At 38.2% G+C, this 16,081-nt stretch carries 7 protein-coding genes; 5 read left to right on the top strand and 2 right to left on the bottom strand.

All coding sequences use genetic code 11. From position 1 onward, the window contains the following. Positions 1-1,075: 1,075 nt before the first annotated feature. From FJG96_RS02965 to FJG96_RS02945, 5 genes are all read left to right on the top strand, one after another. Positions 1,076-1,984, top strand: a complete 909-nt coding sequence (locus FJG96_RS02965) for a metal ABC transporter substrate-binding protein (RefSeq protein ID WP_005774423.1) — start codon at positions 1,076-1,078, stop codon at positions 1,982-1,984. Further along, positions 1,981-2,811 carry a manganese/iron ABC transporter ATP-binding protein gene (locus FJG96_RS02960; protein ID WP_139412664.1) on the top strand — a complete coding sequence of 277 codons (831 nt, stop codon included), beginning with the start codon at positions 1,981-1,983 and terminating at the stop codon, positions 2,809-2,811. The genes FJG96_RS02965 and FJG96_RS02960 overlap by 4 nt, the downstream gene beginning before the upstream one ends. Continuing rightward, complete coding sequence (locus FJG96_RS02955) at positions 2,808-3,674, top strand: metal ABC transporter permease (RefSeq protein ID WP_139412663.1); 867 nt, start codon at positions 2,808-2,810, stop codon at positions 3,672-3,674. The genes FJG96_RS02960 and FJG96_RS02955 overlap by 4 nt, the downstream gene beginning before the upstream one ends. Further along, on the top strand, positions 3,671-4,576 hold the full coding sequence (locus tag FJG96_RS02950; RefSeq protein WP_139412662.1) for a metal ABC transporter permease: 906 nt from the start codon (positions 3,671-3,673) through the stop codon (positions 4,574-4,576). Before FJG96_RS02955 ends, FJG96_RS02950 begins: the two co-directional genes overlap by 4 nt. Positions 4,577-4,996: 420 nt before the next feature. After that, positions 4,997-5,383, top strand: coding sequence for a YbaN family protein (locus FJG96_RS02945; RefSeq protein ID WP_139412661.1), 387 nt, complete (start codon positions 4,997-4,999; stop codon positions 5,381-5,383). 479 nt (positions 5,384-5,862) lie between these two features. Here FJG96_RS02945 and pncB read toward each other — a convergent pair whose 3' ends face one another. Both pncB and FJG96_RS02935 read right to left on the bottom strand, forming a co-directional pair. Beyond that, entirely contained in the window at positions 5,863-7,167 is a 1,305-nt protein-coding gene (pncB, locus tag FJG96_RS02940; protein WP_139412660.1) for a nicotinate phosphoribosyltransferase, read from the bottom strand. 116 nt (positions 7,168-7,283) lie between these two features. Further along, positions 7,284-15,869 (bottom strand): glycoside hydrolase family 94 protein, encoded by an 8,586-nt coding sequence (locus tag FJG96_RS02935; protein ID WP_139412659.1) that lies wholly within the window; start codon positions 15,867-15,869, stop codon positions 7,284-7,286. Positions 15,870-16,081: the final 212 nt, after the last annotated feature.

Raw genomic sequence — 16,081 nt, 5'->3', positions numbered from 1 at the left:
AAGCGTTCTGTTTTTGTGTGAAGAATGTGATCTCATTGAAAAATAAGAGTAAAAACATGGAGCAATACACATTCTATGAATTAAAAGATATTGTTTGAGATGCTTTAGAAAAACGCAAAAATTGCATTATAACTGTCAATAACTTGGCTAACCTGATTTACTAGCACCATCAGCAACATACTAAAATCCTTTGGATTTTCAAAATTCATTTTATGTAAAAACTGAATTAAAAAGGGAAGATCATCGGAAGATGTTTTTACTTTGTATCTTATATTCTCCTCTAAAAAAGCTGCATTTTCATTTCAGAGGTAGATCAAACAGATATACGCAATATTTTTGCTCCATTTTAGCAGATAAAAGTGAGAATTGCTTATAAGGCTTTTAAACATAATATTTTTTCAAATGTGCGCTTTTTTAAGAAACATATTTCAATGCTTCTAGGTCTATTTTACAACAGCATACGTGAATGGTATGATTAAAGCTTATTGGGAATTATCCTCTTTATGCTTAATAAAAAAAATTTTCTCCATCATACTTTCTCTGTTCTAGCTTCCATGTAGCCGACAGTCCCTTGTATTGGCGAGAGACCATAAGAAGCATTTTTATCGCTTTCTATCGTTTTTGTTCACAGGTTCACTCTGCTTGTAATGGATTAAGTAAAAGATAATCATTGATTCATAATAGAAAGGTTAAAAATGAGAAAAACCTATGATCTTCAAGTTATTAACTCAATAAAACGATACGCTATCCTTATAAATAATATATTATCATTGGGATGATATGTTGATTCAGCAGCAATAGAAAAGACACAGACTTTATGAGATAAAAAGTTCTATAAAACATAGGCTTATCAGCAACGAATGGGAAAGATATCCCAGCTTTTTATCAAATGCTTTGCAAAACAACAAAGCAATTTTTCTTTAAAATCACCCGTTTTTTTCAAGGAAAGAAAGAATTGTTTTTAAAGAACTTGAAAAGTTAATTTTTGTAAAAATCCTTCATTGCAAATGCAAAAGATAACTGTTATTGCTAAATGATAATGCAAATCATTCGCAATAAAATAAAGAGAAAATTAATGAATATAAAAAAAATTTTTACTCTCATTCTGGGAAGTTTTATTTTTCTTACTCCCAATTTAGCGGTATGTGCTAGTAAATTTAAAGCTGTTACAACATTCACCATTATTGCCGATATGGCACGAAATGTAGCTGGTGATGCTGCTGATGTTGAATCAATCACAAAACCAGGTGCTGAAATTCACGAATATCAACCCACCCCTCGTGATCTCATGCGTGCACAAGGCGCAAATCTTATCCTATGGAATGGGTTAGAGCTAGAACTTTGGTTTGAAAAGTTTTTTCAAAATATCAAGGACGTTCCAAGTGTCGTTGTCTCAAAAGGCGTTGTACCCATTACAATTGGTGAGGGCCCCTTTAGTGGCAAACCGAATCCTCATGCATGGATGTCACCGACCTCTGCTTTGATTTATGTTGATAATATTCGCGATGCCTTTGTAAAATATGATCCTGAACATGCTGCTATTTATAAAGAAAATGCTGAAATTTATAAGCAGAAGATTCGCGCCACCATTGATCCAATTAGAACTGAATTGGCAGCAGTTCCTCAAGATAAACGTTGGCTTGTAACCAGCGAGGGTGCATTTAGCTATTTAGCACGTGATTTTGATCTAAAAGAACTTTATTTATGGCCCATTAATGCGGATCAGCAAGGAACCCCGCAGCAAGTTAAGCATGTTATTGATATGGTTCGAAAATACAATATTCATGCCGTTTTTTCTGAGAGCACAATTTCTCCAGCCCCTGCAAAACAAGTCGCAAGAGAAACAGGAGCTAAATACGGTGGTGTTCTCTATGTTGATTCTCTCAGTGAGAAAAATGGTGAGGTCCCCACTTATATTGATTTATTACGTGTCACAAGTGGACGTATTAGCAAAGCCTTATTAGAGGGAGTAAAAAGCCAATGACGGAAAGTGGAATATTCGCCCAAGGGGTAACGGTAACTTATCGTAATGGACATACAGCTTTACGCGAAGTAAACTTTGAAAGTCCAAAGGGTTCTATTACAGCATTGGTTGGCGTTAATGGTTCCGGTAAATCAACATTATTTAAAGCGATTATGGGGTTTGTACGCCCCTCAAAGGGAAAAATTCGCATGTTTGATTTGCCCGTTGATGTCGCTTTGAAAAAAAACCTTATTGCTTATGTTCCTCAAAGTGAAGATGTGGATTGGAATTTTCCTGTTCTGGTTGAAGATGTTGTCTTGATGGGGCGCTATGGTCATATGAATTTCTTTCGCTATGCCAGAACACGAGATTATGAAGCTGTTCGTGTTGCCTTGGAACGCGTCGATATGTTGCCTTTTGCCAAGCGCCAGATTGGAGAACTTTCTGGTGGACAGAAAAAGCGCGTTTTTCTAGCGCGTGCTCTGGCACAAAAAGCAAAAGCTATTTTATTAGATGAACCGTTTACAGGGGTTGATGTGACAACAGAAGATAAAATCATTGCTTTGTTACAAGATCTTCGTAAAGAAGGAGCCGTAATCTTGGTCTCTACCCATAATTTAGGCTCTGTTCCGGAATTTTGTGATCATACGGTTTTAATTAAAGGAACCGTTTTAGCTTCTGGGTTAACCGAAAAAATCTTTACAAAGGAAAATCTGGAAAAAACTTTTGGAGGATCTTTGCACCACCATATTTTCGATCTTCAAGGCGCTAAAAAAAATGATGGTTTCATGGGGATAAAGCAGTCTACAGTTTGTGAGAATATTGAAAAAGTGGAGCACGTTGCATGATTTCTTTTTTGCTTGAGCCACTGAGCTACCAATATATGGTGAATGCAATGTGGGTTTCTGGATTAGTGGGGTGCGTTTGTGCCTTTCTTTCGGCTTTTTTGATGTTAAAAGGTTGGTCATTAATTGGGGATGCGCTATCCCATTCGATTGTTCCTGGTGTCGCAGGAGCTTACCTTTTAGGGTTACCTTTTTCACTTGGCGCTTTTTTTTCTGGAGGTCTTGCTGCGGCAGCTATGCTGTTTTTTAATCAGCGGACAAAACTGAAAGAAGATACCATTATTGGTCTCATTTTTTCTTCCTTTTTTGCTTTTGGATTATTTCTCAAATCATTAAAACCAATGGCTGTTAATATTGATACAATTGTTTTAGGAAATATTTTAGCAGTCAGTTCATCAGACATTATACAATTAGCTTTTATTGGTTTTTTCTCTTTATCCATATTGCTTTTGAAATGGAAAGATCTCCTTGTTTCTTTATTTGATGAAACACACGCACGTGCCATTGGATTGAACGTAAAGTTTTTAAAGATTCTCTTTTTTACACTGCTTGCTGCTTGTACTGTTGCTGCTATGCAAACGGTTGGCGCATTTTTGGTTATTTGTTTGGTCGTGACGCCTGGGGCAACAGCTTATCTTTTAAGTGATCGTTTTGTGAACATCTTGGTTATTGCAGTTATAATTGGAACATTCACAAGTATATTAGGTGTTTATGTGAGCTATTTTTTGAATGCACAAACGGGTGGTGTTGTCGTGCTTTTTCAAGCATTCTTATTTATGTTAGCTTTTATTTTTGCTCCTAAACACGGGTATATTGCTGCACGTTTACGGATGAATGCAGCAAAAAAAGGTGTGATGTTATCATGATTGATCAATTACTACTTCCTTTTCAATTTTCTTTTATGTTGAAAGGCATGCTTATTGTTATGATCCTTTCTATTCCGATGGCAATGCTTTCTTGTTTTCTTATTTTGAAAGGATGGGCCCTGTTAGGCGATGCCATTTCCCATGCCGTTTTTCCAGGTGTTGTTGTTGGTTATATGACAACACCGTGGGTGATAGCTTTTTTAGCTTCTTTGCCATTTGCTTGGTTCCAGCATATGCGTCCAGAGAATATTACAATGACTTTGATTACTTGCGGTGCTTTTGTTGCGGGTATGGTTTGTGCACTTACAACGGGTTTTTTGGGAAGCAATAGTCGTATCAAACAGGATACAGTGATGGGTGTTGTTTTTTCATCGATGTTTGGTTTAGGGCTTGTTTTGGCAACATCTATCTATAGTAGCCTAGATTTAAATCATATTCTATTTGGTAATCTGTTGGGCGTTAATTGGCTTGATATTACCCAGACAGCAATCATTTCTGCCATTGTTACTTTTATTTTAGGCGCAAAATGGCGCGATTTTATGCTGTATATTTTTGATTCAGTACAAGGTCGTGCGATGGGGTTGCGAATATCACTGCTCCACTATACCCTTCTCACAATGATTTCTCTTACAATTGTTGCAGCTTTGAAAGCTGTTGGTATTGTGCTTGTGATTTCTTTACTGATAGCGCCAGGAGCAATTGCTTATCTTGTCACAAAACGATTTTCTTTTATGTTAATGATTGCGATACTTGTTGCAGCTCTTTCTGGTTTTTTAGGGATTTATCTCAGCTTATTTATCGGCTCTGATTCTGCTTCCACAATTGTGTTGATCTTGACGTTGATTTTTATTGCCATTTTCATGACGATTTTTGTTCGTCGAAACACAGTTCAAGAAACTTGACGGTGACAACATGCATATCAGCCATGCATTTTTATATATTGTTTCTCATGCTTATTTTAATTAGAGGTTGAGCCGCTAGGTTATTTTTCCTCCTAATGTCTAGCAAGTGAATGCAGTACGTATTCTCCCCCCCCCAACGCTGCATTCTTAATTAAGAGGCTGCATTGATTTATTCTGCAGCCTTTTTATTTTTTACTTCTCTAAAATCTCTTCTTATTTCTTGAAACCGTTTAAAATAATTATCATATCGCAAAGCTATTTAGTATCTTGAAGGAACTTATGAAAGTCAAAGACACTTACACATAGAAATGTGTGGAGAGGGGAAATGGTGGAAAGGGATTATCCATTCAAATACATGAACAGTGAAACAGATACAATTTTTTGTGTAAAGTTTTACGTGGAAGAAAATAATACGAGAGAATGAAGAAATATTTCAAGATATCACATCCTTTACGCCTCTGCTACTCTATAGCAGGTTGGATAATGGTTATATTAGGTATTATCGGTGTAGTATTACCTATTATGCCAACAGTGCCTTTTTTGTTGGTTGCCTCATGGTGTTTTACGCGTTCTTCTCCACGTTTTCATCACTGGTTGAATAATCATCGTATTTTTGGTCCCCCTCTTAAACGATGGGAAGAAAGAAGAGCTATTTCTCCATTTGTTAAAATTTTTGCCGTAATGAGTATGACAGGAGGGGGATTATCCTTTTTCGTAATGGTACACCCTCCTTTATGGATTTCTTTACTCGTTGCCGTTATATTATTGTTGATTGCTATTTATATTGTGACACGTCCATCTTCATAATGATAGAAAAGACTTTATGAGAGATGTTCTTTTTAGCTTTGACTTATTTGTTAGAACAATAAGGGAGACTTTTCCTTGAAGTTTTAGATATAACCTCTCCATATTCAAAATGCATATGGAATAACAAGCTTTTTATGAACAAAGAAAATTATGTCCCCCCCTTAAAGCTCATAAAAAGTTACTTTGTAAATGATGATAAATTACATTTCATTAAAAGGCTTTATTTTTGTAAAGCATGTAAATTTCGCTAAACTTTCTTGGCATGTTAAGCCTTTTTAAGTGCCTCGTGCATATTTTTGTTTATCGAACCTTATGTAAGTAAATTGCCTATGTGAAAAGCTAGACGGAATCCGCTGGACAAGAAACCGAATGATTTACAGACCTACAAGGGTTAAGAATCTTTGTCCTTAGGATTAAGAAAAAGGTTAACCTTATCAGCTAATAGGATGAGTCAATATATTCGTTTAAAGAGCCCAAAACTACATCTTTATAGGTCTAGCAAAGCGCTTTTTATTGCCAAAAAAATTGAGATAACGTTGTATTTCTTTTGAATCACCGATCGTTTTTTCAGGATTATCTGAAAGTTTTACGGTTGGTCGACCATTGGCATGGGTCACCTTACAAACAAGGGAAAGAGCATCAAGGGTTGCTATTTCTTGAGGAGCACAACCTGTAAAGTCGTTGGTAAGATCAGTCCCCCATCCAAAACTCATGCGCACTTTTCCATGAAAATGATGATAGGTTTTTTCAATTGTATCGACATCAAGTGCATCAGAAAAAATTAAGAGTTTTTCGCGTGGGTCTTTCCCTTTTTCTTTCCACCATTGAATAATACGTTCTCCACCTTCAATAGGGGGTGCACTATCCGGTCTAAAACCCGTCCAATCTGCTACCCAATCTGGAGCATCACATAAAAATGCTTCTGTACCAAAGGTATCAGGTAAAACAATGAGAAGATTTCCACCATAATAACGGTTCCAATCTTGTAAAACTTGGTACGGAGCTCTGCGTAATTCATCATCGTTGTTGCTGAGAGCAGCAATAACCATAGGCAATTCATGCGCATTGGTTCCAAGAGCTTCTAAATCTGTATCCATGGCAAGAAGAACATTAGAAGTTCCCGTAAAAGAATGACCGATGCCTTCTTTTAATGCTTCAACACACCAGCGCTGCCATAAAAAAGAATGGCGACGCCGTGTCCCAAAGTCAGATATTTTAATATCAGGCATTTTTTTAAGGCGTTCAACTTTACTCCACATTTTTGCTTTAGCGCGTGCATAAAGTACATCAAGAGCAAAGCGATCCAGTTTTTTCATAGCAGCACGTGAGCGTAATTCACTGACGATAGCAAGAGCTGGGATTTCCCACATGGAGCTATGAGCCCATGAACCATGAAAATGCAGAATATATTGGCTATCTTTGCGGGTTAATTCATATTCTGGGAGTTGAAAATTCTCAAGCCACTGAAGAAAATCCGGTTCAAAAATTTGTTTGCGTCCATAAAATGTATTACCAGCAAGCCAAATCATTTCTTTTTTTGTAAAGCGCAAACTAAGAGCGTGATCAAGTTGGGCACGCAATTCACCCTCATCAATATCATCGGCAAGATGTATTGTTTTAGAACGATTTATGAGGGAAAAAGTAACATTAACCGTGGGATAAAGCCCCCAAATCATCTGTACCATAAGAAGTTTATAAAAATCCGTATCAAGAAGTGAACGAATAATAGGATCAAGCTTCCAAGTATGATCGTAAACACGTTTGGCAATATCCGGATGATTCATAATCCTCTTTCTTTCGGTTTCATAGAATTTAAAATTATTGTGCTCCAACAAGATCCATATAGGAATGAGAAAAACTATAACAACTCTAAGATTTTGGGCAAGAATAAAAAAGCCCTTTAGCTTTTCTGTTTTGAGGATTTAAGTATGCGTATGATTTCATGTTTTCCCGTTTTTTCCAATTTTATCCCTGTATGAACTTCGGTATATTTTTTGCCATTAACATACAGCATATTTTCAGATCCCCATTTGACTTTAATGGTATAAACAGCCTCATAAAATTTCATTTTTATTTCATATTCTGGCCAAGTAGAAGGTAAATGTGGTTTTAAAAACAGCAGATCTCCCTGACGCTGTATTCCAAGAATAGCTTGTGTTGCAGCATGATAAAACCAACCTGCTGAACCTGTATACCACGTCCAACCACCTTGTCCACGATGAGGCTCAACCGTATAAATATCTGCAGCCATCACATAAGGTTCGACACGATAAGTTTCAGGGTCTTGTCCATGATTAATAGGGTTAATTGTTGAAAATAAATGATAGGCTTTATCGCTTTCATTCATTTCAGCAAGTGCTAAAATGCTCCAAATAGCACCATGGGTGTATTGTCCACCATTTTCTCGAATGCCAGGGGGATAACCTTTTATATAACCAGGTTCGAGGGTTGTTTTATCAAAAGGAGGCCAGAAAAGACGTAAAAGTTTTCCTTGTTTATCATAGAGACGTTCAAGCATTGAAGCCATCGCTTGTTTTTGGCGCTCAAGCGGTGCCATTTGAGAAATGACAGCCCAAGATTGAGCAATGGTATCAATTTGGCATTCATCATTGATTTGAGAGCCAAGAGGCGTCCCATCATCAAAATAGCCACGTCGATACCAAGCGCCATCCCAAGCATTTTTTTCTAGAGATTTTTTCAAACGTTCAAAATATGCACTCCACATTTCAACACGGCTGTTATCACGCCGTTTTTGAGCTAAAGGAATGAATGCTTGTAATGTGCACCCAAGAAACCATCCCAACCAAGTGCTTTCGCCTTTTCCTTGCACACCGACCAAATTCATGCCATCATTCCAATCGCCACCTAAAATAAGAGGAAGACCGTGAGGCCCACAGCGTTTAATGGCAAGATCTAAAGCTAAAGCACAATGTTCATAAACTGTTGCAACCTTTGAGGATTGAGCGGGTTTAAAATAAGCATCCTGTTGCCCACTTTTGAGGACATCGCCTTCAATAAAAGGAACGAGCGTATCAAGAAAAGCATCATCGCCAGTGGTATTGACATAAAAAGCTGTTGCATAGGCAAGCCAAACGATATCATCAGAAATGTGTGTGCGAACACCCGCATTTGTTTCAGGCAACCACCAATGTTGCACATCCCCTTCAAGAAATTGATGCGCAGCTGCGTTTAACAATTGTTTATGGGCTAATTGTGGTTCTAGCAACAATAAAGACAAACTATCTTGTAACTGGTCACGAAAGCCAAATGCACCACTTGCTTGATAAAAGGCAGCACGCGCCATGATACGGCATGCGTAGACTTGATAAGGAAGCCAATGATTGACCATAATATCAAAAGAGGGATCAGGTGTTTTTACTTGGAGTGGGGAAACAAAATCACTCCAATATTGTTTTTGTTGTGTGAGCAAAGTTTCAAAATCACTTGAACGTACTTGATTGAGTAATTTTTCAGCTTCTTTTCTATTTTCAGCACTGCCAAGATAGAAAATGATTTCTTTTGTTTGACCTGGAAGAAGGTCAATATCATAAGCAAATGCTGAACAAGGATCATATCCTGTTTCAATAGTATTCGAAAGTGCCCTAGCTTTACGGATCGCGTTTGGATGTGTTATGGTTCCTGTTGCACCAATAAATTCGCTGCGATTGGTTGTGGTGCTGGTTGGCATTTCGGATGCCGATAAGAATGTGACTTGCTGAGACTTTTCAATGTGATAAGGATTTTGAATAAAATGTGCCCCCCATTTAGCCTCGTAAGAGGGAACAATGAAGGGAGCATATTTTGTTTGGGTCTTGCCTAAAACCCATTCAACATAATTATAAAGGCGTAAACTGCGTGGTTTTTCCCCTTCATTCGTGAGGAGCAGACGTGAAAAGCGAACAGGTTTCTCTAGGTCAAGTGTATGGGTTAATTCTAATGCGATTTTTGAATGTGTCGATTTAAAAGTTGAGAATCCAAAACCATGACATGCCTCATAAACAACATTTTCATCACATTCTACAGCAGAAACGGGTGAGAAACGTTTTAAAGACTGGCGATCAACCAGATAAAGTGCTTCGCCTGACCGGTTAGACGTTGGATCATTCGCCCAAGGCGTTAATTGATAATCACGGCTATTGTGAGCCCAAGTAAAGAGTGCACCTTCAGCAGAAACATGAAAACCAAATCCGTGATTAGCAATGACGTTAATCCACGGATGCGGCGTTGTGGTACGTCCATGAAGACGTATGATATAATGATTATGCTGATTAAAACCACCATAACCATTCCAATATTTTAGATCTTCTCCAGTCGTAGGGGGAAAAGATGGTTTTTGTTGGCTCGCAAGACCAATGGAAGCAAAAAGATTTTGTTCAGTTTGTGTTGTGACTTGTCTTCCTTTGTTATATTTTGAGGTGTCTAATTGATCATGAACCCCTTGATCATTTTTACGAATTGAGAGATCAAAATCATTCTCATCAAGCCGTTTAAGCTGTTCAGATAACGAGCCATTTTCGGCATCAAGAATCATGCGTGCGGATGCAAGAAGCGTTTTAAAACTTTGCTCACTCATTTGATCACGCCGAAGCGTAAAAATATGTTGGCGTACATCCGTTTCTTGCGTGTGATGTCGATAAGATTCGCATACCCATTCAAGAGCGCGTTGTGTATTTTGTATATAGGAAAATGCTTGTTCATTGAGAATAACTAAATCAACAATGAGCCCTCGCATACGCCAATATTCATGTGCTTTAAGGAGCTCACGCAGCACAGTTATATTTCCCTCGTTATTTAATCTAAGAAGACAGAGTGGATTGTCTCCTGAAATGGACATGGGCCAAAGATCAGACTGTTTTCCAAGTGTTTTTGCTAATATTTCAGAAGGAAGACGCCATGTTCGATCAAGATAGATAAGCGGCGTTGCATATTTTTGATAGACAATCGCTTCTTTAAGCGAGGTTCCGCTCTGATACAGTGCAACTTGTGAGCGTGTCCATGCCATTGAAAGTTCTTTTTGAAACATATCAGGTTGTCGATAATGTTTCATATGATGATGCAATGCTTCTTTTGTATGAGCCGCAAAAGTCCAAAAAATAAGTTCTGCTTTTCCATGGGCTGGAATTTTTATACGGCATCGCAATGACATAATAGGATCAAGAACACAACCTTGACTGTTACTAAAATGAGCATTTTGATCAAATGCAGCGGGTCGATGAATGGATCGCCCCCGACCAATAAACAATGAGCGATCCGTTTCAGCTTCTGTTTCTTGGAGAGTATCTGTTGTACTGGAAACAAAATGAGCAATATAAATTTCAGGATCATTAGGTGCGCGTTTGCGCCTTTTGGCAAAAATTGCTTTGCCTTCCTCAGCAATTTCCGTCTCTATAAACATCCGTGAAAAAACAGGATGAGCTTGGTCCATATCCATTGTTGCAAGCGCTAGTTCACCATACGAGGTTACTTCAATAAGACAGTCTTTATTTGTTGTATTCATCAGTTGAATACGTCTACCTTCACCACACCCTTCAGAGATAATAAGACATTCAAGGGTTGATTTGATACCATCAACCATTTTCGTATATTCAGCCTTTTCATCGGTAAAAATGCTGATAGCTTCTTCTTCAATAACGCGTGTTGGTTCGCTGGTCACAGACCACCACCGTCCACTATGTATATTGCGTAGGAAGAATAAAATCCCTTGTTGATCTTCTGTTGCATCAGGAATAAAGCGCGTAATCGCATAATCGTGCCAACGGCTATAGCCAGAGCCATTCGCTGTCAACATGGTCGAATAAAAGCCATGAGACAAAAGCAACGTTTCCCGTGGTTTAAGCAGCGGATTTGTAATAATGCGCAAAGGGGCAGCATCCAATGCTTGAGATTTATTGCGCATACGATTAATAGCTTTGGTGTGAATCATAGGAATAAGATGGGCAGCGCGCTCTTGTAAAAGCAATTGCGTTGCTTCCACAGCGGGATCACGATGAAAACGATCACGCATTCGTCCTTGAAAAATAACATTGTTAAGAGCAAGGATAGACATACCATGATGGTGCGCATAATAATTGCGTACAATGGCATATTTTTCCCCTGTTTTTACGCGTGAAAGGGTAAAATCAATAGAGTCATAATAACCATATGTTCCTAAAGCTCCAAGATTACGCAATCGCTTTAAATTGGTTACAGCTTTGTGAGGCACATATTGTGCTGCAAGAAAGCTGGCATAAGGAGCAATGACAGCATTGCGTGAAAGACCACGTTGAAGTCCGAGGCTTGAAACACCAAAATGAGCATATTGGTAATTCATTAAATGATCACGAGCATTAAATGCAGCCTCTGAAATACCCCATGGCAATTCCCGTGTATGAGCATATTGTATTTGACAACGAATAATCAATCGATTGGTTTGATCCAAGAGAGACCCTAAAGGTTCATGCATCACAAGAGATGGCATAAGATATTCGAACATGGATCCAGACCATGATAAAAGAGCACCTTTCCACCCTATGGGAACGAGGAGTCGACCAAGATGAAACCAATGTTTAAGTTTTATATCGCCTTTTGCGATAGCAAAAAAACTTGCAAGACGTGCCTCTGAAGCAAGGAGATCATAACAATTTTCATCAAGTTTGTTTTCTTGAACACGATATCCAATGGATAAGAGATGCCGTTTAGGCTGTTCTAAGAAATCAAATTTCATATCAAAAGCTATTTGCCTTGCCGCTATAGCTAACCTGTTTAGTTTTTTGCATAATTTTTCAGGATCATAATGAGCTGTTGCATCATGATGATAAGCATCGCAAGTTTCAATAAGGCATTTAGCCCAAGAAAGGGCACGCGCAGATTCTATCGTTTGAATTTTTTGGTCAAGTTCATTGACGAAGCGCTCAATATCGTGGGCTGCACGTGAAAGATCCCTGATGTGAGAAGGTATCGTATTTTCTTGTTCGACAAAAGTACGGACAGAGTGATGAAAACGAACAATATTTTCTTCAATTCTGTGGCGTAAAGCGCGTAGGCTTGGTTGATGATCTGGAATTTCTTTAACCGTTTCTTCAAGAATAATAAGAACATCCGATAAGCCTTCTCGATCACTTTGAAAAAGAAGAGGCGGTTTTTCAGCCCATTCCCTTAAAGCAGAAGAGAGTGTTACCAAATGACCAGCAAGATTTCCTGAATCAACGGTTGAAACATAAGTGGGCAAAAGAGGTCTGAGTGTATCCGTTGCATACCAATTATAGAGGTGACCATGGAATTTTTCCATTTTTGCAAGAGAGCGTAATGTACATTCGATACGGGTAATTGTTTCTTCAAAACCAATCCAGCCAAAATCACGTGCTGCAATAACAGAAAGGAGATAAACCCCGATATTCGTAGGGGATGTACGTTGAGCAACAAGAGGTTCAGGATCTTCTTGAAAATTATCGGGAGGCAAATAATTGCTTTGTTCATTGACAAAGGTTGCATAATAAAGCCATGTCCGTCGCGCAATAGAGCGGAGATTTTTTTTATCTTGTGAAGAAAGTTCAAGGCTATCTTGAAATGTTGAAGGTCGACTTACAACCCAAGCAATGAAAGGTGAAAAAAACCACGCTATCCCAAAAGGCAAAGCAATAAAGCTTGCAAAACTATCAAAAAAAAGAGGAAGTGTGAGGGCAAGAGCGCCAATAAGTGATGCTGGCGCCATTGTAAAAACATAGAAACGCAAACTATTGGACATTGATTTTGTTGCGGCAGAGGTTTTCCATTCAAGAAGATGCTGTTTTGAAATTGTCATACGATAGAGTGTACGAATAATCGCATCTGTCATAAAATACGCCGAATGAGCAAGAAAAGTCGTCTTAAGAAAGATATCAGCACTTGTAAGAGCGGTTCTATTCCAAATTAATTGAAAATGTCCGCGCAAGGAATGATCTATATTGGATGAAAAAAACGTTTTTAATACACATAAAATGGGAGCAATAAAGGTGCTCAGCAACAAAAATATCTGCCAAATGAATGCACTCTTTAATGGCAAAAGAGCCCATCCTGCAAACGCTGCAACTAACCACATGAGTGGTGTAAGAGAACGACGCAAATTATCCTGCATTTTCCAACGCGTCACGGAGCTTATTTGACGGCAACAAAAAAGATAGGGCAAAAGTTGCCAATCACCACGAATCCAGCGGTGATAACGCATAACATCAATATTATAAGTCGTTGGATAGTCCTCAATGACTGTGATACTACTCACCAGAGCAGTACGAGCATATCCTCCTTCTAAGAGATCATGACTGAGAACAGTATTTTCTTTAACTTTACCGTCAAGTGCTTGTTCAAATGCATCAATATGATAAAGACCTTTACCGATAAAAGTACCTTCTCCTAACAGATCTTGATAAGTATCAGAAACAGCAAAAACATAAGGATCAATACCACGGCTGGTCGAAAAAACCCGTTGGAACATTGATGTTTTTTTTCCTGTTGTCAGAGACGGAATAATGCGTGGCTGCAAAATGCTATAGCCTTTGACAACCTTTCCACTTTGCGGATCAAAAATGGGACGATTGAGTGGATGATTAAGCTTTCCAACAAGTTTTGTGACACTTTCAGGGGTAAGACGTGTATCACAATCCAGTGTCATAACAAAACGACAATCCATCGGAAGATTTGGATCAGGAGAGTAAAAACTCGTATTTTTATCGCCTCTTAAAAGCCGATTGAGTTCATGAAGTTTTCCCCGCTTTCGCTCCCATCCCATCCAACATTTTTCACCGCTATTATAAAGGCGTCGGCGATGTAAAAGGAAAAAAACAGGAAATTCATCACGATGATAACGACCATTGAGTTTATCAATACCCTTTTGTGCATAGTGCAACAAATCAAGATCATCTTGCGTTTCTCTCAAAGGTGCATCTACCCAATCTGTAATGAGTGCAAAATGGATCGCACCTTTAGGATTGGAAAGATAGTGTACTTCAAGATTGTGCACGTACGCATCAATATCATCGCGTGATGTCATCAAAGTAGGTACAACAACCATTGTCCTTGCATGTTTTGGAATACCTTCTTTATATTCATAACCAATGAGCTGTCTTGATGGAACAAACCACGAAACAACTGTATTAAAGAAGGAAAAAACCGCATCCATAGCAGGAAAAAGCGCCAATACAGTGAAGCAAAGGGACATCCATAGTGTCATGCCAGATATTTGGAAAACGGTATAGACTGCAAGCAAAAGAGTAAGCGTCAGAAAAGAGACAGGAATGGCAATGACTCTCAGTTTTAAGCAATAAAAAGCGCGTGCCCATTTTATGAGAAGAGGCGGCGTATATCCACAAGCCTTTTCAAATATGCCACGACCATCACCAACAAGATACCACCCAACAGAGGAATAATGAGGCATATCTTCAAAAGTGGGGTTTGCCATTTCTACAGATTTGTGTGCAACTTCCAGCTCACTAAGAGATGAAAAGCGTGAGATTTTTTCAATGACTTGTCGATAAATACTGCGTGAATGGGAATCAATTTCAGAAAAATCACTCTTTTTACGCAAAATAGCATCGACACAACTCACTGTTTCAAACCATACGGTCCAATCAACATCATCTATCGCTTTAAGAGCACAGATAATATTACCCATGGTTACACCATCTGCCGCTTGTCGGGTGTATTCATCGGCTGTTGCACTTTCCAAGTTACTGCCTTGACTTTCTAATTGCTTTTCAAGCCAAGTTAACGCTATGGTTGAATCGATAGATGCACTGCGCAGGCGATAGAATAAATGTGCTGAAAAAGTTGGGTCAGCAGTAAATGATTTGTATTGCGTAAAAAGAGAGTTTAGATTTGTTTTATTTTCTACAAGAGAAATTTTATCAGCTACTTGACTGGCAAGATGGCGCATCTGGCGCGCTTTTTCAATACGCACTGAAAGACGACGAACATTTTCAATGAGTAGCATTTGCATAACTGAAGGAAGAGCCCATAATTCACCAATTGTGAGCGCACAAACTTCTTGAAACCCATTGATCATAGCTGTCAGTGTTTCTTGTGAAAAGCTGCTATCGGTATGCGCAATATAAAGCCAAGTTAAAGCAAAAATGCGTGGTATTCCTGCTTTTTGTGGTGAAAGAGGAAGTTGCTTTATGAAGGACTTGGGAAAGTTACGGCGTAGTTGTTGTATGGTTTTATCAATGGTGTAATGATTATCAATGAGCCATTGCGCAGATGGCGCAATAGTTTCATCATTTCGGGCAGCAAAATCACTGGTATGAAAGGCATGAAGGATAAGTTTAGCATTTTCATTCAATCTCTTGCGAAAATCTTCTATTCCTTCATATTCAGGGAGTAAAATTTCTTTTCCAGAAGCTATATCATGCCCTAGGTCATAAAGATCTTCCTGTACTTTATAAATTGCACGAAGAGGGAAATCACTATTAATAAAATGGTCTTTTCTCTTCTTTTGAGAAAAAAAGTACTTTATGAAAGGTATTGTACACGCCATAATGTCCCATTATTATTCAATTACATCGCTTTTTATTTAAATTGTAAGCATTTTATCTGAATAGTGAACCGTTGATAAACAAAAAACAAACTTTTTGTTTTTATTTGCAAGTAGTTATAATAATTTTTAATGCAATCATTAAAAAATAAGAAAATAATTTTTTAGTAAATAAAAAGGTCACTCATTTTAGGGAGTGACCTTAATAATACCAT

It is taken from the genome of Bartonella mastomydis (genome assembly GCF_900185775.1).
Classification (GTDB): domain Bacteria; phylum Pseudomonadota; class Alphaproteobacteria; order Rhizobiales; family Rhizobiaceae; genus Bartonella; species Bartonella elizabethae.
This window is presented reverse-complemented; position numbering and strand designations above follow the sequence as displayed.

Bases quoted from the DNA above. Each gene is read 5' to 3' on its own strand.
- FJG96_RS02960 (WP_139412664.1), top strand. From the start codon at position 1,981: ATGACGGAAAGTGGAATATTCGCCCAAGGGGTAACGGTAACTTATCGT.
- FJG96_RS02950 (WP_139412662.1), top strand. From the start codon at position 3,671: ATGATTGATCAATTACTACTTCCTTTTCAATTTTCTTTTATGTTGAAA.
- FJG96_RS02945 (WP_139412661.1), top strand. From the start codon at position 4,997: ATGAAGAAATATTTCAAGATATCACATCCTTTACGCCTCTGCTACTCT.
- pncB (WP_139412660.1), bottom strand. From the start codon at position 7,167: ATGAATCATCCGGATATTGCCAAACGTGTTTACGATCATACTTGGAAG.
- FJG96_RS02965 (WP_005774423.1), top strand. From the start codon at position 1,076: ATGAATATAAAAAAAATTTTTACTCTCATTCTGGGAAGTTTTATTTTT.
- FJG96_RS02955 (WP_139412663.1), top strand. From the start codon at position 2,808: ATGATTTCTTTTTTGCTTGAGCCACTGAGCTACCAATATATGGTGAAT.
- FJG96_RS02935 (WP_139412659.1), bottom strand. From the start codon at position 15,869: ATGGCGTGTACAATACCTTTCATAAAGTACTTTTTTTCTCAAAAGAAG.